The sequence below is a fragment of the Reichenbachiella sp. genome, assembly GCF_039941815.1.
Taxonomy (GTDB): domain Bacteria; phylum Bacteroidota; class Bacteroidia; order Cytophagales; family Cyclobacteriaceae; genus Reichenbachiella.
The window spans coordinates 1-23,934 of sequence record NZ_JBDVDW010000020.1 but is presented as its reverse complement, the minus strand read 5'-3'; the positions used below and the strand labels follow the sequence as shown (position 1 = coordinate 23,934).

Below are 23,934 nucleotides of genomic sequence, written 5' to 3'. Positions count from 1 at the left end.
TATGTCATCCTTTTTTTGACTGGCCAAATATCAGAAGACCAGCGATTACGACAAATCCACCGACGAGCTGTGCGGCATATATTTCTTCACCAAATGGAAAGGCGAGCAATACTGTAAAAAGCGGGATCAGATTGCCATACAAAGCAGTGGTCGTAGCTCCGAGTTTTACGACGGCATAATAGAAAGCTACGTAGCCGACGCCTGTGCCTAGTACTCCCATAAACAATATACTGGACCAAAAAGGCAAATCTACCGGGACAGGGGTAGCCAAAAGTTCGGGTGTGGAGATCGCCGCAAACATTAGGAGCCCGATAAAGGTACTGATGGAGGTCATCAAAATGGAATTGACAGCTGAGAGGTACTTATCCACTATAATTTGCGATAGTGAAAACACGAATGCCATTCCTAAAATGAAAAGATCGCCACTTTCAAGGTTCAAGGTCAACAACTGACCAAGATCGCCCTTTACCAATAATATGATAACTCCCACAAGGCTCAGGCCTATAGCCAACAATTGTTGATTATTGAATTTGCGATTGAGGAAAAAGTAAGCAAGAATCGCTGTGATGATTGGGCTAGTCGCCAAAATCAATGAGCCATTGACTGCACTCGTAGTTTGAAGCCCCTTATTGAAAAAATAGATCGTGAGAAAGATTCCAAAAAAAGATACCAGCCCGATATACCAGAGCGTCCTGAGTGTCATTCTGATTTTGGTCAGTGAGCTCCCATATTTAACCACAATAATCACCAGTAGTGTAACTGCGCCAAATAGAAATCTCCAAAATGCGACAGGCATAGAAGAATAGGACTGCAAGGCAATCTTAGTGACATGAAAGTTGACCGCCCAAAAAAGCATAGTCAGCACCAAAAACAACAAGGTAAGAGACCGATTCATATGGCGATTATAAGGTAAAACAGGTTCATTTTACAACGCAGTGCCGTTTTATTGATGTCGACGAAAACCTGAATCTAGCGTGAGGCTTGGCAGTATAGCACTTCAAAGTCAAAGGCTTGTAATTAAACCTGGATTATGCATTAGGAATCTTGATGAAAGCTATAAAGCGCAAAGAAAGAGGCACTTATATTGAAGAGGCATAGCACCGCTATGGTGATTCAATAAATATATGTTAAGTGTCTATTTCAAAGTGCTTTATGATTGGAATAGGTTTTCTAATGCATATTTCAGGTTAAACATCGATCTTCAAGAATTAAGGTTTAATCGATTACTCCTTTTGGTTGGTCGATAAAATATGCAGTTGGATAGCACAAGTTGTAGATTTCACTATTCATTGTAAGAGCCAGACGCTGGATTACTTTGAGAAATTAATTATAGAATAAGGGGTAAGCCCGTCTAATGCAGAAAGCATAGAGGACTTATCGAACAGGTTTCAAACATTTAACTAAGAAAAACGAATCATCAAGCTGTTTTGGCTGGGTTATTCTAAAGACTTGAATTCTTCAGGTCACATTTCTTTGGAATTATTGCGACCTACACTCATAAATTCTACACAGATGAAAGAAGGACGGAAAAATAACTACTACAACAACCCTTTTGATGACAAACCATCAACATTAACCAATAAAATTAGTTACTGGCTATTTCAGATCATGTTTCAGGCCTCGCCCGGTGTGAATGTTTTAGTTGGTGCTATGGTCAGAGTACCTAACTCATAATTGAAGCAAAATAGATTGCTCCTGAACTTTTGTTCGGGAGCAATTTTATTTCAAACCCCTTCTCAAGCTCCTCTCTCTAAGTATTACATTTTTGCAACTACTACACTTCGCACATTTAGATAGGTTTCTTCTAAGACACTTGTCTTAAAAATATATTCGTCCACTTTTGTGCTATTTAGCATACATGGATTCGGCCATGTGGAATCCAATCTTCAAAATTATTCGCTATCCTAAAAAGAAATTCGAGGTATTCTTGGGAATCGTCTGTTTCATTCGCTAATTTTTTTAATCAATTTATCTATGTCGCTTAGAATGTAGCATAAGGCACCAGATATTGATTAATTTGCAAGAACCTCAAAAAAAACTAAAGTGAAATACTCGATCGAAAACGACCAATTCAAAGTAGAAATTGATGAATGTGGTGCTGAACTTTGTAGTATTTTGTCTAAAAAAACAGATTATGAGTACATCTGGCAGGCTGATCCAAAAGTATGGAAAGGAGCTGCACCTGTACTATTCCCTATCATCGGTGCCCTCAAAGGTGGCAAGTATACTTACGATGGTAAAACCTACGAATTACCAAAGCACGGATTTGTTAGAAACAACAAAAAAGTTCGTCTGATCAATAGAACCAGTTCCAGATTATCCTTTGCCATTTCCAATGACGAAGAGACCATGGCCATGTTCCCATTTAAATTCGACATGAAAATTAGTTTTTTCTTATTCGAAAGCAGGCTTCAGGTTTTTCACGAGGTGGTCAATACCGATAGCAACCCGATTTATTTCTCTATCGGCGGACATCCAGCCTTCAACTATCCCTGGAAAGAAGGCGAAAATAAAGACGACTATTATCTGGAATTCGAAAGAAAAGAGAACAACTCAATATTCGTTCTTTCAAAAAATGGCCTGCTGACTAAGAAGGAAAAACCCCTGATGAAGGAAACTCAGAAGCTCTCACTTGAGAATGGGTTATTTGATAACGATGCGTTGATATTTACAGAATTAAATTCCTCAGAAGTGAGCATCAAGTCAAAAAGCTCCAAAGGCAAAATCAGTGTTAATTTTGATGATTTTCCGTTTCTTGGTGTTTGGTCGAAACCTAATGCCAATTTTCTATGTATAGAACCCTGGGATGGGCTGCCAGATTTTGAGGATTCGGATCAAGAGCTTACTCACAAACCCGGTATTATCAAATTAGGACCAGGAAGTATTCATTATGCATCTTATACAATTCAAATTTTTGAAGCTTAGCCTTCCATTGTTTTTTATTGCTCTGCTGGCCTGTGAGCCAAAAGAACAACCACTCACCGACGAATATTTCAATCTTCATAAAGAATTTCAGCAAGAACTTGGACAAGGTAGAGACCACTATTTGAAATTGGTAGGCTTGCATCCATTGGTGAATGGCACCAATTTGTTCGGAGCTTCCGAAGTCAACAACATCCAGTTGACCAGCGCTGATCTACCCGCCACCATTGGAGCCGTTGAATTTTCTGGTGACAGTATATGGTTTGTAGCCTCTGACAGTCTTCAGATCCGATTCTCCTCCAATGATTCTTTGGTCAGCCGGGCGGCTTTTGATTTTAGCGATTTCCCAAATTCACCTTTGCTCAAGTGGAATCATCTGGAATGGCAGGTGATCAAGAGGGCAGACGAGTACTTCCTTAGAGTAAAGGATCACAATAGCTCAGAGGCAGGTAAATTTAAAGGCTTTGAAGCTTACCCCTTGCAAAGCAAATACGTGCTGGAAGCGGATTACAAACCCTACAAAGAGAAAAAAACCAAGGCTGTCAACACTCAGCTGGGTACAGCACAGCAGTTAGAATTTTCAGGCGTACTAAATTTCACGATTGGTGAAATGGCCTTGGAGCTGCTGGTGAGCGAAGATGGTTTTGTGATTGTAGGAGACCAAACCAATGACAAGACTACTTATGGTGGAGGCAGATACGTCTACGTCGATCTTCCAACATCAGGCGGTAAAACGATCTTGGATCTAAACCGACTCTATAATCCACCGTGCGTTTATTCTAAATTTACTACCTGCCCGCTGCCTCCTGCACCAAATGTACTCCCAATAGAAATTACAGCAGGTGAAAAGACTACCAGACTATGATATTTCATCAACTCGAAAACCTTGAAACAAAGGAATTACTTCCAGGTATTGTAGGGCATTTGATTCATACGGATACACTGACGATCGGGTATTTCAACATTGCCAAGGGAGCCGTACTTCCCGCACACGCACACGTGCATGAGCAAGTCACTAATCTACTGGAAGGGGAGTTTGAAATGACTGTTGGCGGTGAGACCAAAATCCTAACTGCAGGGTCAGTTGCCACTATCCCTTCCAATGCCGAACATTCGGGTGTGGCGCTTACAGACTGCAAGGTCATAGATGTCTTTAATCCGGTCAGAGAAGACTATAAGTAATTGTATTTTCACTTTGCATGATTGCCTGGATCACTCGGATATATATATCTTGCGTCTTTCCATTATTAATTAAATCACTTAGCGAATAGATTATGATCAAAAATATTCTCATCGGATTCTTAATCCTGGTTTCAGCTTTTTTTATTGTTTTTGCAAACATAAAAGCCAATGAGGCTGAGAAGAGTGCAATGCAAGCGCAATTAAATCTCGAATTGGCAATAGAAAACGAAGCAAAAGCTAAGGCTCAAGAGCAAAAAGCAGTAGAAGCGGCTGCCATGGCAAGAATCGCTGAGCGGAAGGCTATTGATTTGGCTAAGTTGCTTGAGGAATGTGAAAAATGAGGCCAGCAGACTCTAGTCAATCTCTACTATTTATACTGCGGTATTTCAATTTACCCCAGTTAAAACGGACCTTGCAGTAGTAGAATCATAAGTCGTGGCGAGTGAATCCGTGGTAGTGTCTATGATTTGATGGTCTCTTACGTCCCATTCTGACAGAAAATTCTCCCATCTTTCGTATATCGCATTGGCAACAGTAGGACTCTGGTAAGTTTTGATTTTGCTGTAGATAAGTCGCAGTTTCTTGAACTTGCTGGGAGAGGGTTTTATGAGCGCCCTAAAGAGGTAATACACGAATCTTTGCTTGGTTCTTTTCACCAATACTCGGTGATGAGTCACTAGTGTAATGATCCGAATACTTTCAGTTGATCTAAATAAATCAGGCAGATATAAAAACCCTTCACCTTCTTTGAAGTTGCTATAAATGTCATAATGAAGGATCAGAAAATCGATATTGGGATGCTCAAGTTTTTCTACATTGATAGCGTTGCAGATGGTTGCATTTTCTAACTGTTCGGGAGTGTGTTTGAGCAGCCGATGAGAAATTTTACTTTGTTTGTTGATCAGGTCATCGATCAAAGTCGTCTTTCCGACAGCACTGGGTCCACTGATGATAAGTAGATGTTTGACCTTCACAATTTTTATCTTTTTGTTTTATTCCAGCTTGGCTCTACTGCCAAGCTTAATTACTTCCAGGTCTTTGATCTTGCCAGCCTCCAAAGTAAACCGCAGCAAGGTGCGCTCCTTGTGAAATCCGTGCCGACCGGCAGCACCCGGATTTAAATATAATACACCGGGTCTTTTGGGATCATGCATGACGGCTAGTATATGTGAATGACCACAGATGAATAATTGTGGCAACCATTTATTGATGAGAGGCCGCACGCGAGGGTTGTACCGGGGAGGTTTACCTCCAATATGCGTCATCCAGACCCGAACACCTTCGCATTCGAATTTTTGATCTTCGGGAAAAAGTTGACGGACATCATGACCGTCGATATTGCCATAGACACCGAGAATCGGTTTGAATGCCCCCAATTCCTCAATCAATCCTGCCGTGCCTACATCACCTGCATGCCAAATTTGATCTACTTCAGCAAAATAATCATAGACTTTTGGGTCCAGAAAACCATGAGTATCAGAGATTAGACCTATGCGCAATTTTTATTAGTTTTGATGATCAAAGAATTGTATTCTTGTTTCACTATATACGGACTACCCCGCCGAATATGAAATTCGAAGTTGGCAATTTTTTTTAATTAAACAACAACATTATGCCTATTCGCAGACCTTTCAACTTGCAACAATGGATCGATGACAATCGCGATCTGCTAAAGCCTCCAGTGAGCAACAAAAACCTATATGTAGAATCAGACGACTATATAGTGATGATTGTAGGTGGCCCCAATGCTAGAAAAGATTATCACTACAACGAGACCGAAGAGCTTTTTTATCAGCTTCAAGGTGAAATCACTGTCCGAATTCAGGAAGACGGCAAGGCGGTAGACGTAGTCATCAAAGAAGGTGAAATGTATCTTCACCCTGCCAAAATTCCACACTCTCCGATTAGAGGAGAAAACACCGTAGGGCTTGTGATTGAGAGAAAGCGCAATCGTGAATTGGACGACGGGTTGATGTGGTTTTGCGACAAGTGCAACAACAAACTGCACGAGACCTACTTCTATCTCACCAATGTAGAAAAAGACTTTCAGCCAAGATTCAAGGAGTTTTATGCGTCAGAAGAGCTGCGAACCTGCAATAGCTGTGGTCATGTGATGGAAACTGACCCTAGGTTCGTTTAGCTCAATTTTACCCACTTTTTATTTGAATAATTATCCTTCATGCCATACGAAAATTCACTCGAATTTGCACAGCAGTGTGATGCCAATGATTCACTAAAATCTTTTAGAGATCGATTCTACATACCTCAGCACAACGGTAAAGACTGTGTCTACCTTGTAGGTAATTCACTGGGGCTTCAACCAAAATCAACCAGATCGTTTGTGGAGCAAGAGCTCACAGATTGGCAAAATCTTGGGGTAGAAGGACACTTTGACCAAAGCGCAACGAGACCGTGGTTTCACTATCACAAGTTTTTGAAACCATATCTGGCTGACTTGGCTGGAGCAAAGGAGCTCGAAGTGGTTTCTATGAACAGTCTGACAACTAATCTACACCTGATGATGGTGTCTTTTTATCAGCCGACGGCCAAGCGATACAAGATAATAACCGAAGCCGGGGCTTTTCCATCCGATCAATATGCTTTGGAGACACAAATAAATTTTCACGCCAATCGTGGTGGCGAACGCCTATTTGACCCGAAGGATGCACTGATTGAACTGCAACCACGCACGGGTGAAGAAACTTTGCGAACAGAAGATATTCTCGCCACAATAGAGAAGCATCAGGACGAGTTGGCATTGGTCATGATGGCAGGTGTTCAATACTATACCGGGCAGCTGTTTGACATCGCAGCCATTACGAAAAAAGGGCATGACTGTGGAGCCCTTGTAGGGTTCGACCTTGCGCATGCCTTTGGCAATGTCCCCTTACAGCTACACGAAGATGGAGTAGACTTCGCTGTATGGTGTTCGTATAAGTATCTCAACTCAGGACCCGGCAGTGTGTCGGGAGTTTTTGTTCATGAGCGCCACAGTAGGAACCCTGATTTGCCACGGTTTGCCGGATGGTGGGGGCATGATGAGTCTCAAAGGTTTCAGATGCGCAAGGGTTTTATCCCGATGGAGGGTGCAGATGCCTGGCAGTTGAGCAATGTCAATGTGCTACCGAGCGCAGCTCATTTGGCCTCTTTGGAGATTTTCGGTGAGGCTGGTATCCAGGCGCTGAGAAAGAAGAGTGTATTTCTCACCGGATATATGGAGTTTCTGTTGAACGAATTGAACGCTGACGAAGAGAAAATACAAATCATAACACCGCAAGATCCCAATCAAAGAGGAGCACAGCTTTCCTTGTGCGTCTCTCATGGAGGCAAAGAACTATTCAACAAACTGTCAGCCAATGGGGTACTGGCCGACTGGCGCGAGCCAAACGTAATCCGTGTGGCCGCAGTACCGATGTACAATTCCTATGTAGATGTTTGGAACTTTGTAAATCTTCTTGGCTCCCTGCTTTAGTTAGGTCCAGTAATATTTGGAGGCAACCACGATTTAATGTTATAGTCCTTTCGTCTCTTAAAAGTAGTCTAAGTCGATTTTATTGTTAATTTTTGAGTCAAACAATTAAGATTTGAAAAAGACACATGCTCTGAGCACACTGGTCAAAAAATGCCTCTTCGCACTATCCGCCATTACCTTATATGGACTTGCGGGGTATCTATATATGCTCGGCGCAGGTCAATTGCTTAACCAAAATTATACTCTTGTCTTTCTGGTCTCAGTATTTGTTCTGGGCACCGTACTCTTTGTCACCCTTGTCAGGCCGGCTTACCTTGAGTTCAAGTCCCTATACTCCGCCCTGATAGAGTCAGAAGGATCAGCTAAATCCATGACACAGGAGCTCAACAAGCTATACAATGCCTTGGGTAAATCCTATCAGGATTTGGAAGCGGTAAACCTTGTTCCGGAGGATCCCAGCACGCTGCTGAGGATGAATGCAAAAGGCGAAATCACCTATATTTCCAGCTACTTCAGAAGGGTGATGGCTCAGGGCAACGAACCGTTTCATCCCAATCTGTACGATTGGTTGAATGAGGCACATCAGAGTGAGGACTTTGTTGATAATCTCAAAAGTATACTCACGAAGGGCGACTCATGGTCAGGTGAATTGCAGGTGACCAATATCGATGGAGATTTGATTTGGTGGGACATTTCCTTACAGCCGGTAAAGCAAGGGTTGTCACAGGAGGAAAATATCCTGGCCATAGGTCGTGACATCACTGAAATAAAAGAAGCAAAACAGCGCTCCAGAGAAATAAATCGAGAACTAATAGAAAAACAGGTTAAAGAACAGCAGTATAGATCGGTACTGATTCTGGAAGGGCAGGAGGAAGAAAGGAAGAGAATCTCACAGGAAATCCATGACGGAATTGGCCAAATGCTAACGGGGCTGAAGCTAAATCTCGAAGGCATTACGCTGGCCAATTCACCAGCAATGAAGCAGCGGCTTCGAGACACAAAAATGCTTATGAAAAGCATTCTCAGAGAAATTAGGCGTGTTTCTTTTAATTTGACTCCTAGTAGTCTCGATGATTTTGGCCTTGCTCCAGCCATGAAAAAAATAAGTCAGGAAGTCACCGCATTGACCAAGACTACTGTAATTTTTGAGAATCGCTCCAACTTCATTAATCGGCTGGACAAAAACATTGAAACTAATCTGTATAGGATCGTCCAGGAGGCGGTGAACAACGGCATCAAATATGCGGAAGCCGATAAAATTGTGATTAGTTTTGATCATAGCCAAACACAGCTGACTGTGAAGATAGAAGACGATGGAAAAGGCTTTGAAATCGAAAAATTATCTCAGTCAGGACACTTTGCGGCGTCGGGACATGGTATTTTTAATATGAAAGAAAGAGCCGCATTCATTAATAGTTTGTTTGAAATCCAGTCTTTAACCGGAGTTGGAACAAAAATAAGTATCAAAGTACCGCTAACCTAGAGCTATGAAGACGATAAAAGTAATTCTCGCAGATGATCATGTCATAGTAAGAAACGGAATAAAAATTTTGCTTGAAAGCGAAGGTGATGTTGAGGTGATAGCTGAAGCCTCAAATGGGATCGAAGCCATTGAAAAGGTAAAACAACTCAAGCCTGATATTTTGGTCTCTGATATCAGAATGCCGATCATGAATGGATTGGAAGCTACTGCGCAATTGAAAAAAATAGCACCCGAGACGAAAACCCTGATCCTGTCAATGCACGACGATGACGAATATATCATCAGCAGCGTAAAAGCAGGTGCTCTGGGCTACTTACTGAAAGACACGACCCGGGAAGAATTTATGAAAGCACTAAGAAGTATCCTGAACGGGGACCAATACTTTAGTGGGGATATTTCGGCGGCGCTGGTCAAAGGATATTTAGGGAAGTCAAATTCATCTCCTGGAGATACTGTCGCCAGTATCGAATATCATATCACCAAGCGAGAGAAGCAGATTTTGAAACTAGTCTACGAAGGCCACAGCAACAAGGAGATAGCGGATACACTCCAAAAGAGTGTTCGTACCGTGGAAACACACAGGTTCAATATCATGAAAAAATTAGGAGTAGGAAATGTCACCGAACTTATTAGAAAAATAGATAAGGAGCCCGCTATTATTATATGATACTGACCGCACAATTCATGAATATAAGACGCCTAGCATCTGTATTGACACGAAATCGTACGCTGCTCACTTCGGTATTAATCTATCTTTGATCCAAACTATTGGAAATGCAAAAGAAGAACCTGGTCAGGGTATTTGTAAAAGGAGGCATACTTGCTCCCGATCAACTGTTGAAAATTTTGACGACCGCTCGTGAGTTGGGAACAGATTATATCCATTTGGGCTCGCGGCAAGACATTCTTTTTCCCGCCACGGACAGAAGTGAAGCCCTGCTTGATCCTGTATTCAATTCCATCCATACAGAATACGAAATCAATGAATTTACGCATCAGAACATTGTAAGCTCGTACGTATCGTTGGACGTCATGCCCAGCATCGAATGGCTTACTCCCATAATCTATCAACAGATCTTAGGGGATTTTAATTTTAGAGCAAAACATCGGATCAATCTGGTAGATCCTACGCAGAGCCTTGTCCCGTTATTCACCGGTAATATCAATTTTATTGCGTCTCCCGAACCTCATTACTGGTATTTGTACCTCAGACTCAAGCAGCATGAGGATAGACCAATCTGCTATGATGAATTGATCTCCGATCATGAAATAGCCAAAGTGGCTCGTATACTAAATGAGTACCAGTTGGACGATCCCAATGTGCAAGCAGTCGATATTTTCTCCAAATTGGATGAAGCAAAGATTGATTCAATCGCAATCAAAGAAAATTTGAAATTGCCAGCGGCTTCTTTTCCATACTACGAAGGTCTCAATCGGGAATCAAGCGGAAACTACTGGCTTGGTCTCTATTGGCGTAACAATCAATTTTCCGTCGATTTTCTGATAGAAGTGTGCAAAAGATGTTTGGCCACCAATCATCCTCAAATCACGCTCACACCCTGGAAATCACTGATCATAAAAAGTATTGAAGAGCGATATTTGATCGGTTGGGAAAAGCTGATGGGTCGATACGGGATCAATTTACGGCACTCCTCTTTAGAGCTCAATTGGCATTTACCTGTACAGAGCGAGGAGGCGTTAGAGTTGAAAAATTTCCTAGTCAGAGCACTGGATAAGCAAGATATCAGTACCTCCGGTCTCACGTTTACCATCAAACCTAACGATGATATTTATCTCTTTACATCAGTAGTCATCGAATTCAACAATGAGGCTCATGGTGAAAATAAGACCTATAATATTTTGTATTCGAAAGCATTTAATCCTAACTCGGCGGAGTATCTGACCTACGTCAGTGGCGTGTCAAAAAATGTCTTGCCTGCACTGCTTATGGAGCTCAGTGTCATGTACTTTGATCAGATTGATGACCACTCTTAGATGATCTTACTTTGAACCTAAGAACTGTCTTCAGTTTGTCAGGAGCTACCTTTCGGAAATCAGATAGATATATTTCACGATGTATTTTGGATACTCGCTCCAGGTTTGAAGACTCTGCAAAGTCTTCCATTTCCCTAAAGCTTTTATCTTCCTCATCATAGCTACCAAGATGAAGCATTTGAATACAAGGCCCCTCAGAGATTCGCTCGAATTTTACCTGGTCGATTAGTGCATTCGGCTTTTTCTGCCTGCTGAGTGCTATCATTTTTTGTACAAAATCTGGAGTCACGAAGTCAGGCTGTCTGATCATGAGCTGGTAGACTAGTTCATTTTTATCTATTGCCCCATTAAATTCTTTCTTGGCCTTCTCACTGATATCCCAAACTCCTTCTAGTGGATATACTGTGTAGTCGTTATGACGATCAGCGACGGCTTCTTTTTTAAGTGTCATTTTAATAGCATAGGCTACCGCATAGAGCGCACCAATACGGTCAGCGAAGGGTGAGTCATTTGGATTGCCTTTGCCGGCTATGGTAATAAATTGGTATTCAGGAATGTCAATAAACTGTGGTTTGTTTTTAGGCAAGTAGATATCTTTTTCTGCCTTTCTCCATTCGTGTTTCATAGGTATTAATTTTTTTGATTAAACCAATGTATTAGGAATGACTGACAGCCCTATGTCAGTGAATTCGGTTTTTTTATTTAGCCTCGGCATTCTATCCTTTTGGACAAAAAGAAAGCAGCAATTGCTATTTGATAGCTAAATTGCCATTACCTATAGCGAATGAAAGACTCCCTACATATCATTTCAATTCCAAATTTATTGGTGTCACTGATCCCGGTGCTCGTGGTGATTTTCATTTTGTTTCGCTGGAAGCAAGGGATCAAAACTTCGCTTTGGGCAGTCGGCAGAATGGTGATCCAGCTGATCCTGGTCGGCTATGTGCTGACATTCATTTTTCAATCAGACAATTCCTGGATTGTGATTGGCGTATTGGCTGTCATGCTATTTTCATCCAGCTGGATTGCATTGAGAACGTTGAGTGACCGGAGAACAGAATTGTTTTTCAAAACACTGGCATCAGTTGCCGTGGGCGGAGTGAGTGTGCTGATTTTAATCACACAAGGTGTATTGATGCTCGATCCCTGGTATCTGCCTCAGTTTTTGATCCCCTTGGCGGGAATGATTTTCGCTAACTCGATGAACAGTGTCAGCCTTGCCGGCGAACGATTGACTTCAGAGTTGAGTAGAGGAGAGGATTATACCTCTGCACGAAATACCGCATTACGAGCTGCGCTGATTCCCATTACTAATTCACTTTTTGCTGTAGGATTGGTATCACTTCCCGGTATGATGACTGGCCAAATACTCTCTGGTGTTTCCCCATTGATCGCCGTACGGTATCAGATCGTAGTGATGTGTATGGCTTTTGGATCCGCAGGGATTTCAGTGGCAATTTTTCTGGTTTTAGCTCGAAGCAATTTTGAAACCGACCAGAAATAATATTCTATGTGTAGTACATACCTTTAGCGGAGCGTCTAAAGGCGTGGTATTTACTTAATTTCTTTCGACTTAGTACTGTTCACAAAGAGGACATCGCCTATAGCATCATAACCTTCAAAAATCTCCTCTCCCAGCTGCTTTACCGCCTCAGAGCGGAAACCCAGGATCGTCAAATCAGCATCCTTAGAATGTTTGTTTATTATTTCTCGATTGTCTGCACCTTCGGATCGCTCAATAATATGAACATTGTTTGCCGAAATCGGAAGTCTTCCAGTTTTGATCAGATCCAGGAGCTCTTCTTTCTGCTGTTCCAATTCTTCCTCTCGTACAATAGCCGAGATTTTTATCTCAGCCTTTTTCCACTGCGGATGGCCCAATATCACAAACCCAAGCAAAATCATAAGATTAGCATTGTTGAAATCTGAAGGTTTGATCCAGATGTGAATTTCAGCCTTCGAGTCCAGTCCACGGTTGCTGCTTGCCAGGATACACGTATCAAACCCCGAGGCTCTCACCATCGCATAGTTGTCCATGATTTCCTTGAGTTCTTCAGGATGCTCCTTAGAGAATTCAAAAAGCATCATGTTGATATCCTTGCCAGATACACTAGGCAACTGCAGGGCCTGAGCAACAGCTGTGGTATAGGAGGGAGACACCAGCGTATCTACATAGACATTGCTTTCTGATATATCTGCCACGCGAATGAGTCGAGCCAATTCTTCTTTAGACGCGGTATTGGTTTCATTAGAATAATATCCTTTTATATAATGCAGGTAAGTGCCAAATCCATAACGATGCGAGATCCAGCTCATCATTTCAAAAGCTGATGGCCGATCAAAAGAGGAGCCTGAAATACAAATCACAGAAGGGCGCCAATTATCGGTATCCTTATCCGCCTTTTGGATAAAGACCTGAATCTGACGGATTAGTTGGAAGATGACCCCTTGAAAGATATTAGCCATTCCGGCTTTCTCATCATTGAATTTAGAGAGTCCAAAGTAGATCAGAACCATGATCACGATAGAGGCAACGGCGTACGCTGCATCCATCTTGAAAATCAAAAATAGGCACATGATAGCACCCAGAAGTGAAATATACCATTTGGATCTAAACGCAGGTCGGTAGGATGGGTCAGCTGCAAAATGTTGAAAAAATGAAATGGTACAAATCGCACCATACGTCACCATAAAAAACATAGAGATCACCTTTGCCACTGTGTCTATACTCCCTAGGCTTACAAAAAATAGCGCTAAAAAAACAGTCACTACCGTAGCGTTTACAGGCTCGTTGTTTTTTGAACTCCCCTTCGACAGAATAGAATTGATCCCACTTGTTGGGAAAATGTGATCTGCTGCTAGTGCTTGCAAAGTTCGGGGCGCCACCATGATAGATCCCAAGGCAGATGATATGGTAGCTGCAGCCAAACCTATCGGGATGATAGGTCCCCATATGGCTACTTTTGACATAAACAATGGATCTCCGACCAGCTCTTCCGGGCTTCCATTAACCGCCAATTTGTAAGCAATGAATACATAAATAACCATCCCAATCAGCGTGGCCGAAAGCGTACCCCATGGGATTGATTTTTTGGGGTCTTTTAAATCACCGGACAGGCCTACTCCGGCGGTCATTCCTGTGAAGGCTGGAAATATGATTGCAAAAACAATGAAAAAGCCCTGGCTATCTGAGACGTGAGCCATGGCATCGAATTTTTCCAGTCCTGCGTGGTAATCGGTATGACCAAGAAAGAAAAAAGTCAAAGAGACAAACAGTGTCGCTACTACAATATACAGTGCCTTCATACCCAGATCAGCTCCTTTGGTCAGCATGAGTACGCTCAGCAACAGTACCGCAGGGATACTTATTAGCCTTTTGTCGCTGATTACAATCCCGTAGTTTTCGCCTAACCAGGCGATGGCCGGATCAAAGGCCTCTGCAAAGGCAATGACATAAAAGGCTACACTTATAGCTTGAGACAGGTAGAGTGCGATCCCAATCGATGCACCGATGTTGATTCCAAAAGACCTCGATATGATGTAGTATTCACCACCCCCTTCTACTTTCTGATTAGTGGCGATTTCTGCGATGGACATGGCCGTGGGTATGGTGACCATATGTCCCAGGATGACTATGGCTACGGTGCCAATAAACCCAACGCTGCCAACGGCATAGCCAAATCGTAAGAACATGACCGCTCCAAGAATAGTCGATATGGCGGTCAAAAATACCGGCAAGGTGCCAAAATTGGCTTTTTTGGAGAGAAGATTACTCATGATTATTTTTTCAGGGAGACGATGTTCAGTTGGTTGCCGCTACTGCAATATAGGTCAAACTGACCTTTGCTTTCCTGATACAGTACAGCTAGTAGATGTCCTGTGCTCAACGGGTCGTTGTGCAGCAACCTGCCTTCCTGATTATATATATACCCCTTTTGATGGGTCTGATCTATAACAATGATCAGCTGATTGTCAACGCTGAAATGGTAATATTGAAAAAGTAGCGAAGATGAAGTGTTGTCAATTTCAAATTGCTGTACAAGCGCTTCATTGAAGAAAGTCAGTTTCTTCCCGTCATTTTTAATAATAATGAACTCTTTTCCTGTACCGGAATTTACCATTGCAAAACTCACAGAATCACTTGCTCTGACCAGCTGCTTTCGGTCAGAAATTTTTCCATCGAGCGAAAAGGAAACCAGCTCTCCCAGATCGGTTAGCGCCGAAATTTCGGTACTGGAAGGTTTGCTGCCTTTGCTTACAAAGTAGTCTTGTGAGAGCGAACCTTTGAGATCAATAGGAAATCCTTTTTTTGAAGTCCCATTCCGATTCAGTCCTTGAAAAATACCGTTTTTCTGAGCGAGAAGCATAAAATCCTTTGATTGCACACGTATATGCCTACCCTGTGTGGCAGGGCCACTGCCGGTTTTTTTAGGATTCCAACCAGCCAATAGCTTGCCTGTTTTATCATATAGATAATAATTTCCTTTTTGATCAGCCGCCATGATACGATAGTTACGGGTCTTGTCATAGTCAATCAGCGAAAGTTCAGCAATCGATTGATTGGACTTAATTTTCACTGGATACCCGGGAATATAAGTCCCTGTTCGATCGATCATATGAATCGTGTTTGCCAGAGCAAAGAGATATTGCAGCTTGCCATTTTTGTAGTAGTCTACCTGATAGATTTTACTTTTTAGCTTTCCTTTCAACGGGATCTTCAGTGTAGGTTTTAGCTGAGCATCCAGTAGATGTAGGGTGAAAGCTTCATCCTGTACCATCATTTCCAGAGACTTGTCGTTATGATTTCTGACCGCATAAGGTTTGGATATGAGATTGTTGGCAAAACCCTGCTGCTGGATGGTCTCAAAGGACTGAGGATTGATTTGCTTGACCAACTCTCCGGGATGCTGTAGAGAGATACTGGTATAATATTGACCATCGACATGGGTAAATTGAACTGCACCGTATTCTATCTGAGCCAGGATCGTTTTGTTTTCTTCAAGATAGCCTCCCCAATAGTCGTTTAGCTTTTTCCTCACCTGATTTATAGCTCCACTGGTTTTGATGTACATGCTGAAGTTGGCGTCTTCGTGCGTGGAAGCAAGAAAGTCATTCGTTTTGATAGACCGTCGCCAGGTATTTTCATTGTCGATGTCATCTATGAGCAATTCCAGCACCTGTTGGCTGTTGCCAAAGTAAACGTAACTATCATCAATGAAATAATAAGAAGATGGAAACCCATCGTACATGGGTCCAAAAAGTCGGGCGGGCACCTCGTCAATTTCTATGTGTCGAATGATTCGATCTGCATAGTTTTCCCGATAGGTTGCTGTATCAGTGTTAGATTTTTGTGCCAACGAATCGAAGAACTGAATCGCTAGATTCTCACTTTTGTGCTCAATTGCGAAAATTAAATCCGCAGGAGATGATTTGCCTGACTCGATTACGAAGTAGCCAATTTCATTGGCCATAAACTGATAGAAATCTTTGATTACAAAATCATATCTATTTTCTAGCTCTCCGATCTCAGTCAGTTGGCTTGGCTCATGTTTTCGCCAATAGTTTTTCAACCCTTTGTGCCAAAGGCTCACATCTTCTACCGAGGCATGCAATACGTACGAAGTGCTGGCAGGCACGATGTTTTTCATATCAAACCCGACACCTCTGATCCCGTCAAATGCTGATAGGTAGTTGATTTTTGAAGTGTCGTTCACAGCAAATCCGGATAAGTCGATCTTATCATCTTCGAAAGAAAGATCGAGATACATTAGATGGGTTAGCCATTTTAGAGGCGTTGTATTGATTTCTACCGGGTTGGCAAAAATACCAGCAAGCTTGTCCAGAAAGTTGGTATTGATATAACATCGACCGGCACCAGTCGACCCATCCGTTACCTCTGCTACGTGGAGTTCTGTTTCCTGATAAGTATTGACTCTACTATCGGCGATCATACGGATGGCATCCTCCACCATGAAAGGAGAAAAACTTGCGATAAGATAGTTTTTGTGAAAGATATAAGTGAGGGTCGAATGCTCATTTTTGAGCTCCGTAATCAAGTATCCCTGATAAGTCCGCTCAGACAATTTGAAATCTAAGTTGTCTCTGATGAATAGTTGCAAATCGCTAAGTAAGCTGTGCTGCTCGAGTTCTTTGACTTCGAGAAGATATAATGCAGCCAGCGATTCATTCGTATTTTGATGAAAGGAGATGAGCAAATTGCCCTGATCGATAACCTGAGAAAACTTAAAATTGGTGACCGAATCCAATATTCCTATTGTGCGTTGTACCGAATCGAGGAGGGGAAGAGATTTGAGGTTTTTTAGAACTTTTCTATTATCATCTGGTCTCCAGAGATACGCAAAATCATTGGGCTCAAAGACCATGATTGAATTTTCTGGTACAAAAGACCACAGCGTGATTCTACTCTGCTTCCACCAATAGAATCCACCCGCTGCACCTCCGATCAGCAGGAGTCCCAATAAGACTATCAATAGTATTCTTTTCACGCTAGCACTTTTGATGCAAATTATGGAGAGGAGCGCTAGAAAGCAAGCCGGCTATGTAAGATATTTATCTTCGACTACCCTCGTATAGCTCATATTCCAGTAGGCGGCATTCTATTCTCGCGTTCATGAATTCTGTCCTGGATTTTGTTCTCAGTCCGATGGCTTTCGCCAAATTGGAATTACCGGTGAAAATATAGCCGGTCTTGCCTCCGCAGGACTGTTTGAAAAAGTCCCCTATGTCTTTATAGACAGATTTTAGCATGTTTTCTTCTCCAAGTCTTTCTCCGTATTCAGGGTTGAGCATTACGATGCCTGGCCCCGAGGGCAAGAAGGTTTTTTCAAAGGGAACCTTGTCAAAATCAATCATTTTTTCGACACCAGCAGTACGTGCATTTGCCAGAGCAGCGTCTATGGCATCACCGTTCCAATCAGTTGCTATGATCGTTGATTTGATTCGGTCTTTGTATTCTACGCGATCCAGTGTCTCTTTCCACAAAGACTCGTCATATCCGCTGATATGCATGAAGCCGAAATTTTCTCTATTCAAGCCTGGAGGAATTCCGGCAGCCATGAGGGCTGCTTCGATCGCCAATGTACCGCTACCGCACATAGGATTGATAAATGCGCCCTTCTTGTCATTCCATCCTGCGGAGATCAGACAAGCCGAAGCCAGCGATTCCAGCATGGGAGCCTTGAACGGAATTTTTCGGTATCCATGTTTAGTAATGGTTTCGCCGGAAGTGTCAAAATAGACATGCACCTTATTCAGATACCAATAGAGATACACTACTGTGTGATCCTTTTCATTTCCCGAATCAGGCCTGACACCAGTCTCCTCCTGCATTCGATCCACAATAGCGTCTTTGAGTTTGAGATTTGCGAATCTGCCATCTCGGATAAAATCGTTTTTCACAAAAGACTGCACTGATATTTTGGTGCCTTCCGGAAGTAGCTTGTGCCAGGGGATTTTTTTGGCCTCCTCGTACATTTTATCCGGATGGTTAGCTTCAAAGGACTTGATCAGCCAGAGTACCCTGGAGGCCGTACGCAAGTTGAGATTGAGGTGCATCACCTCTTTCCAACCCCCTTCTATGGTCACACCACTTTTTTCAGCTCTTAAGATTCTATACCCAAGCCCCTCTACTTCTTTTTTTAAGAATGGCGATAGTGAGGGTTGGCAGTTGATAACTAATTTGGATTGACGCACAGGCCTTGAGTTTAACGATTAGGATTCAGGGCCAGGTCGTATTCCTACGCCCTAAATCTTAGATCATAAATTGAAATTATTTTTTGGCAAAAAACTGATAAAACCAAGTAATGGTCTCTATGCCCTTCATGTAGTTGAATACGCCATAGCTTTCGTTAGGTGAGTGGATTGCATCCTGATCCAAGCCAAAGCCCAGTAGAATCGAATCCAATCCAAGCACATCCTGGAAGAGACCTACAATAGGAATACTCCCACCATCGCGCATTGGAATTGGTGTTTTGCCCCATGCTTTTTCAAAAGCCTGGCTTGCCGCCCTATAACCTTTCGAGTCAGTTGGAATCACTGCAGCCTGACCACCGTGTAGCGGAGTGACCTTCACCTTCACATGCTTAGGTGCTATTTTTTCCAAATGTCTGGCTACCAGTTCGGTAATCTCCTCATGATCTTGATTTGGTACTAGTCTACAGGATATTTTTGCATACGCTTTAGAAGGGAGTACCGTCTTTGCTCCTTCTCCAATATATCCACCCCATATACCGTTCACATCTAGTGTAGGTCGTATACCAACACGCTCCAGCGTAGAAAAACCCTCTTCACCTTTTACATCATCTATGTCCAATTCTTTTTTGTACATCTCGATATCGAAAGGAGCCTTGGCCATAGCTGCTCTGTCTGCTTCAGACAGGTCTTGCACCTTGTCGTAGAAGCCGGGGACGGTGATATGTCCTTTATCATCTATCAGTTGAGAGACCATGTCGCACAAAGTGTTGATTGGATTGCCGACTGCGCCTCCGTAGATTCCTGAGTGCAAGTCTCTGTTGGGTCCGGTGACTTCTACTTCTATGTAGCTCAAGCCTCGAAGTCCGACTGTGATCGACGGGCAGTCATTGCTGAGGATACTCGTGTCAGAAACTAGTATCACATCCGCCGCTAACTTTTCTTTGTTGGCCTTCACGAAATCACCAAGATGCTCTGATCCCACTTCTTCCTCTCCCTCAATCATAAATTTTACGTTGCATGGAAGCTCATCATGTTTTATCATAGCCTCAAACGCTTTGACATGCATGTACATCTGACCCTTGTCATCGCAAGCCCCTCTGGCATAGATTCTATCATCCTTTATTACTGGCTCGAAAGGAGGGGAGTCCCATAACTCATATGGATCAGCTGGCTGCACGTCGTAGTGTCCATATACGAGTACTGTGGGAAGCGTTTTGTCCAATATTTTTTCGGCATAGACTACAGGGTTGCCATCCGTTTCATGGATTTCAACACTATCCACTCCTGCTTCATTAAACTTGTCACGAATAAACTCAGCTGCCTTTCTGATGTCGCCTGAGAATTTTTTGTCAGCACTAACGGATGGAATTCTAAGCAATTCGAAAAGCTCGTCGAGATAGCGCTGCTTGTTGGATAATATGTAGTCTATTGATTTCATTATCATGAGTTAAAATTTGTAATATTCTTTATGCGGAAAGTTAGAGAGTTTTGATTAATCCAGTCGGTATCTATACGCTCTTCGTCTCAGCATTCTATTTTAAATTTTCCAGCATTGGAGCCATCTGCTCCTGAAGTTTTTTAGCTTCGCTGCGAGCGGCATCTGCAAAATCTGTAGTGTCGGAGGCGTATATAATACCACGGGTAGAATTTATCAATAGGCCACAGTGGTCATTCATCCCATGTTTGCAAACAGCCTCCAAATCTCCTCCTTGTGCACCTACACCGGGTACCAGTAAAAAATGATCTGGAATTATTTTTCTGATGTCTTGAAGGTATTCTGGGCGTGTAGCTCCTACCACATACATCATGTTTTGATCTGATCCCCAAGAGGAGGATTTTTCCATGACGTGCTGATATAGAGGCTTCCCGTCAGATTCGAGAAACTGAAAATCTTTTCCGCCCTCATTAGATGTTACTCCCAGAAGGATGACCCACTTGTTGTCAAATTCCAAAAACGGTTTGACAGAGTCGGAGCCCATATAAGGAGCTACGGTGACCGAGTCGAAATTCATATTGTCAAAAAAGGCACGTGCATAGAGAGACGAAGTGTTGCCAATATCTCCGCGTTTCGCATCAGCGATAGTAAAGATGTCCTTCGGGATGTATTGCATGGTCTTTTCTAATGAGCGCCAGCCAGAAGCTCCGAGGGCTTCATAAAATGCAATATTTGGCTTATACGCTACAGCAAATTCTTGAGTAGCGTCTATGATTTGCTTATTGAATTCGAAGATTGGATCTTCCATTTCAAGCAAGTGCTTTGGAATTTTCTTGATGTCGGTATCAAGGCCAACACAGAGAAAAGATTTTTTTTGTTGTATTTGATTGAACAGCGCCTCTTTCGTCATGCCGCAAAAATAGGTCAAAGATGAGAATTTATCTTTTGTTAAGATTACAGATTTGATTTAATACCATAATTGTCCGAATGGCTGAGCTTCTGTCCTAATTGTTTAAAATAAAATTCATAATTTTGATCATGGATTCTATACTCATAAATCCCAAGTCTCAAGAAGAGCTGAAGTATTTGCTTGAGCTCATGCAATCTTTGGAAATTGAAGCGAAGGCTATAAGTGAGAAAGATCGAGATGATTTTGAATTGGCACAACTGTTGAAAAATGTGGATGCTTCCGGCATCGTCAGAGAGTTGGAAAAGCCTATCAAACTATCAAATGAGCAGGTGCGACTGCTAGAGCAAAGTGAAGCGGAGATGGCAGGTAAGACGGTTGTCTCTGAAAAACATATCCAGGTGGACGAAGACGAATGGCTAAACAAGTAATTTGGACAAATACGGCTCAACAGGAAAGGCAAAATATTTTAGAAAAATATTTCAAAAGAGATGGTCATAAGCGAGAATGCAAAAAGCTCGCTTTTCTCATTAGATCCAACGTAAAATTTCTGTCCAATTACAATTTCGCAGGCATAGAATCAAACTACCCCGGTATGCGCGAGACCACTTGCGGCCAGTGTACTCTTTTCTACAAAATCAGATCTTCATCCCTGACCATAACCGGGATATTTGATAACTCAGACAAAAAATAATAGATCGGGATGCGCCTAGTAAATCATCCCGTGCTGTGCAATTACTACGTTACTTATCGCTGTAATGCGAAATGTGGGTTTTGCGATATTTGGGAAAAACCATCGCCGTATGTTACGCTCAGTCAGGTGGAGGAAAACCTTGTGGCTCTAAAAAAGCTGGGGGTCAATGTGATAGATTTCACTGGTGGAGAACCATTGCTGCACCAGCAAATAGATGAGTTTTTGGCTCTGGCCAAAAAAATGAAGTTCATAACCACGCTTACCACCAACGGGCTGCTTTATCCCAAATTTGCCCAAAGACTACAAGGCAAGGTAGACATGCTACATTTTAGCTTGGACACTGCAGACAAAGAAAAACATGATACTATGCGCGGTGTGGCCTGCTTTGATTTTGTAATGGAATCTATCCAGATCGCCAAATCGCTTGGCGAAAGACCCGACATACTATTTACAGTATTTGAAGAAAATCATGCTGATATCGCTGCGGTCTATGAGCAAATTTGTCTGCCTAATGATCTGGTCTTGATTCTCAATCCTGCCTTCGAATACAATCAAGTAGGAGATCAGCTGTCTGAAAAAACACTTTCGATTTTGGAGTGCTGGGGAAAAAAGAAAAATATTTTCATGAATCAAGCCTTTTTGGAGCTGCGACGCGATGGAGGCAACCATACCGAAGACCCGGTTTGTCGGGCGGCAAGTACCACTCTTGTCATTAGTCCGGAAAATGAGCTGATCCTGCCCTGTTATCATCTGGGTGAGCGTTCGTTCCCCATAGGGGGAAATTTGGTAGAACTATATCGAAGTGAAGAAGTGCAACGCCAAATCCTGACCGAAGGCCGATTGCCGGCCTGTGAAGGATGTACAATCAATTGCTATATGCAACCGTCTTTTACCGTAGAAACCAGCAAGTATTTTTGGAAGGCGCTGCCTAGCACCTTTAAGTACAATCGACTCAAAGGCACCTGGCGTCACCTTTTATCTTAGCATAGGTCTGTCTAATTTGATGATAATTTCCAGCCAATCCAGGCCATAGGGACATAGGCGCCTACAAGATCCAACACGTTGAACCACATCGGGCTTGGCATATCCATAACCATCATAACACCGCCTAAAAAGAAGCATACACCAATTCCAAGAGCGAACTTCATTTGATGAGTGACAGCAATTCTGGCCGCCACATAGGCTCCTGCTAATGTACCGAGCGCATGTGCTAGAAATGGACTGATAAAGTGTCTAAACTCAAATAGATGAATATTGGACTTGAGGCTCTCAGCATCCATCATGTCCACGCCAGCAGGCGGTGAAATCACGGTAAGACCTAGCATGATTAGGCCCATATTTACAATGCTTCCAACCAAGATTCCTGCGATCACAGCTAGAATATTTTTCAAAATTGCATTCATATTAAATAGTTTATGTTGAAGATAATCAATTGAGTTAAATTGGCTTAGAACAAAAAAATGCTGGCCAATGAAATAATTATTTTGTGGTCTGACCGTCGTATTCTTTGGTGAATACTGTGTCTATTGGCTCCCACAATTCTATCTTATGTCCATCGGGATCCATAATCCAGGCAAACTTGCCGTACTCGTATTCTTCCATCTGCCCTACTATCTCTACACCTTCTTCTTTAAGAATCTCCAGGAGTCTGACCAGATCATCCACGCGATAGTTGATCATAAATTCGCTATTGGACGGCGAATAGTATTTGGTATCCGCAGCCATCGGACTCCACTGTAAGTAGCCGATCTTCTCAGGATCGTCTCCTTGACGAAATTCAAAGAGTGAGCCGTATTGATTGGTAACGAGACCAAGATGTTTTCCATACCAGGCTCTTGCTTTTTCGGGGTCGGCACATTTATAGAATATACCGCCTATGCCAGTTACTCGTTTCATAATTGTGTTTTTGATTCAATCAAATATACTGATAGCGGTCTTTTTTGGGCTCACCCGAAAGTATGATTTCAACACTTTATCCGATACAGATATTTTAAACCTGGATTATGCATTAGGAATCGTGATGAAAGCATAAAGCGCAAAGAAAGAGGCACTTATATTGAAGAGGCATAGCACCGCTATGGTGATTCAATAAATATATGTTAAGTGTCTATTTCAAAGTGCTTTATGATTG

General features: G+C 42.4%; 24 protein-coding genes. 13 read left to right on the top strand and 11 right to left on the bottom strand.

The annotated features are described in order from the left end of the window. Positions 1–4: 4 nt before the first annotated feature. A complete protein-coding gene (locus ABJF11_RS02900) occupies positions 5–895 on the bottom strand; it encodes a DMT family transporter (RefSeq protein WP_348117942.1) in 891 nt (296 codons plus the stop codon). A gap of 617 nt (positions 896–1,512) precedes the next feature. Between ABJF11_RS02900 and ABJF11_RS02895 the strand changes: the two genes are divergently transcribed. The 5 genes from ABJF11_RS02895 to ABJF11_RS02875 all read left to right on the top strand — a co-directional run bounded on the left by ABJF11_RS02895 (position 1,513) and on the right by ABJF11_RS02875 (position 4,445). Further along, positions 1,513–1,674, top strand: a complete 162-nt coding sequence (locus ABJF11_RS02895; protein WP_348117941.1) for a hypothetical protein — start codon at positions 1,513–1,515, stop codon at positions 1,672–1,674. Positions 1,675–2,043: 369 nt separating this feature from the next. Next, positions 2,044–2,925, top strand: coding sequence for an aldose 1-epimerase family protein (locus ABJF11_RS02890; RefSeq protein ID WP_348117940.1), 882 nt, complete (start codon positions 2,044–2,046; stop codon positions 2,923–2,925). Then, positions 2,891–3,787 carry a DUF1684 domain-containing protein gene (locus ABJF11_RS02885; protein WP_348117938.1) on the top strand — a complete coding sequence of 299 codons (897 nt, stop codon included), beginning with the start codon at positions 2,891–2,893 and terminating at the stop codon, positions 3,785–3,787. Before ABJF11_RS02890 ends, ABJF11_RS02885 begins: the two co-directional genes overlap by 35 nt. Continuing rightward, complete coding sequence (locus ABJF11_RS02880; protein WP_348117936.1) at positions 3,784–4,104, top strand: cupin domain-containing protein; 321 nt, start codon at positions 3,784–3,786, stop codon at positions 4,102–4,104. The genes ABJF11_RS02885 and ABJF11_RS02880 overlap by 4 nt, the downstream gene beginning before the upstream one ends. Before the next feature lie 92 nt (positions 4,105–4,196). After that, the gene (locus ABJF11_RS02875) at positions 4,197–4,445 is read left to right on the top strand and encodes a hypothetical protein (RefSeq protein ID WP_348117935.1); all 249 of its coding nucleotides are present in this window, start codon (positions 4,197–4,199) and stop codon (positions 4,443–4,445) included. Positions 4,446–4,490: 45 nt separating this feature from the next. Here the strand turns inward: ABJF11_RS02875 and ABJF11_RS02870 are convergent, their stop codons facing one another. Next, positions 4,491–5,078 carry a hypothetical protein gene (locus tag ABJF11_RS02870; RefSeq protein ID WP_348117934.1) on the bottom strand — a complete coding sequence of 196 codons (588 nt, stop codon included), beginning with the start codon at positions 5,076–5,078 and terminating at the stop codon, positions 4,491–4,493. Positions 5,079–5,096: 18 nt separating this feature from the next. Next, positions 5,097–5,603: a metallophosphoesterase family protein gene (locus ABJF11_RS02865; protein ID WP_348117932.1), complete on the bottom strand. Its 507-nt coding sequence runs from the start codon at positions 5,601–5,603 to the stop codon at positions 5,097–5,099. A gap of 113 nt (positions 5,604–5,716) precedes the next feature. Between ABJF11_RS02865 and ABJF11_RS02860 the strand changes: the two genes are divergently transcribed. From ABJF11_RS02860 to ABJF11_RS02840, 5 genes are all read left to right on the top strand, one after another. Next, complete coding sequence (locus ABJF11_RS02860) at positions 5,717–6,244, top strand: 3-hydroxyanthranilate 3,4-dioxygenase (protein WP_348117931.1); 528 nt, start codon at positions 5,717–5,719, stop codon at positions 6,242–6,244. Between the two features lie 39 nt (positions 6,245–6,283). Then, complete coding sequence (gene kynU, locus ABJF11_RS02855; RefSeq protein WP_348117930.1) at positions 6,284–7,576, top strand: kynureninase; 1,293 nt, start codon at positions 6,284–6,286, stop codon at positions 7,574–7,576. Positions 7,577–7,688: 112 nt separating this feature from the next. Then, positions 7,689–9,059, top strand: coding sequence for a sensor histidine kinase (locus ABJF11_RS02850; RefSeq protein ID WP_348117929.1), 1,371 nt, complete (start codon positions 7,689–7,691; stop codon positions 9,057–9,059). Positions 9,060–9,063: 4 nt separating this feature from the next. Next, positions 9,064–9,726, top strand: coding sequence for a response regulator transcription factor (locus ABJF11_RS02845; RefSeq protein ID WP_348117928.1), 663 nt, complete (start codon positions 9,064–9,066; stop codon positions 9,724–9,726). Positions 9,727–9,833: 107 nt separating this feature from the next. After that, complete coding sequence (locus tag ABJF11_RS02840) at positions 9,834–11,054, top strand: rubredoxin domain-containing protein (RefSeq protein ID WP_348117927.1); 1,221 nt, start codon at positions 9,834–9,836, stop codon at positions 11,052–11,054. On the opposite strand, the gene ABJF11_RS02835 is transcribed toward ABJF11_RS02840, so the two are convergent. After that, entirely contained in the window at positions 11,020–11,679 is a 660-nt protein-coding gene (locus ABJF11_RS02835; RefSeq protein ID WP_348117926.1) for a GyrI-like domain-containing protein, read from the bottom strand. The genes ABJF11_RS02840 and ABJF11_RS02835 overlap by 35 nt on opposite strands. Positions 11,680–11,838: 159 nt before the next feature. Between ABJF11_RS02835 and ABJF11_RS02830 the strand changes: the two genes are divergently transcribed. Continuing rightward, on the top strand, positions 11,839–12,558 hold the full coding sequence (locus ABJF11_RS02830) for an ABC transporter permease (protein WP_348117925.1): 720 nt from the start codon (positions 11,839–11,841) through the stop codon (positions 12,556–12,558). A 50-nt stretch (positions 12,559–12,608) separates the two neighbouring features. On the opposite strand, the gene ABJF11_RS02825 is transcribed toward ABJF11_RS02830, so the two are convergent. From ABJF11_RS02825 to pyrF, 5 genes are all read right to left on the bottom strand, one after another. Next, entirely contained in the window at positions 12,609–14,831 is a 2,223-nt protein-coding gene (locus ABJF11_RS02825; protein WP_348117923.1) for an amino acid permease, read from the bottom strand. A 2-nt stretch (positions 14,832–14,833) separates the two neighbouring features. Next, on the bottom strand, positions 14,834–17,560 hold the full coding sequence (locus ABJF11_RS02820; protein ID WP_348117922.1) for a hypothetical protein: 2,727 nt from the start codon (positions 17,558–17,560) through the stop codon (positions 14,834–14,836). Positions 17,561–17,624: 64 nt separating this feature from the next. Next, complete coding sequence (locus ABJF11_RS02815; protein WP_348117920.1) at positions 17,625–18,767, bottom strand: class I SAM-dependent RNA methyltransferase; 1,143 nt, start codon at positions 18,765–18,767, stop codon at positions 17,625–17,627. Positions 18,768–18,843: 76 nt separating this feature from the next. Further along, a complete protein-coding gene (locus ABJF11_RS02810) occupies positions 18,844–20,205 on the bottom strand; it encodes a dipeptidase (protein WP_348117919.1) in 1,362 nt (453 codons plus the stop codon). 94 nt (positions 20,206–20,299) lie between these two features. Next, positions 20,300–21,112: an orotidine-5'-phosphate decarboxylase gene (gene pyrF / locus ABJF11_RS02805; RefSeq protein WP_348117918.1), complete on the bottom strand. Its 813-nt coding sequence runs from the start codon at positions 21,110–21,112 to the stop codon at positions 20,300–20,302. Between the two features lie 128 nt (positions 21,113–21,240). Here pyrF and ABJF11_RS02800 point away from each other — a divergent pair, with 128 nt between their 5' ends. Both ABJF11_RS02800 and ABJF11_RS02795 read left to right on the top strand, forming a co-directional pair. Further along, the gene (locus tag ABJF11_RS02800) at positions 21,241–21,540 is read left to right on the top strand and encodes a hypothetical protein (RefSeq protein ID WP_348117917.1); all 300 of its coding nucleotides are present in this window, start codon (positions 21,241–21,243) and stop codon (positions 21,538–21,540) included. 272 nt (positions 21,541–21,812) lie between these two features. Further along, positions 21,813–22,787, top strand: coding sequence for a radical SAM protein (locus ABJF11_RS02795; protein WP_348117916.1), 975 nt, complete (start codon positions 21,813–21,815; stop codon positions 22,785–22,787). A gap of 11 nt (positions 22,788–22,798) precedes the next feature. Here ABJF11_RS02795 and ABJF11_RS02790 read toward each other — a convergent pair whose 3' ends face one another. Together ABJF11_RS02790 and ABJF11_RS02785 are read right to left on the bottom strand one after the other, a co-directional pair. Then, the gene (locus tag ABJF11_RS02790) at positions 22,799–23,206 is read right to left on the bottom strand and encodes a hypothetical protein (RefSeq protein ID WP_348117915.1); all 408 of its coding nucleotides are present in this window, start codon (positions 23,204–23,206) and stop codon (positions 22,799–22,801) included. A 76-nt stretch (positions 23,207–23,282) separates the two neighbouring features. Continuing rightward, positions 23,283–23,699: a VOC family protein gene (locus tag ABJF11_RS02785; protein ID WP_348117913.1), complete on the bottom strand. Its 417-nt coding sequence runs from the start codon at positions 23,697–23,699 to the stop codon at positions 23,283–23,285. Between the last annotated feature and the right edge of the window lie 235 nt (positions 23,700–23,934).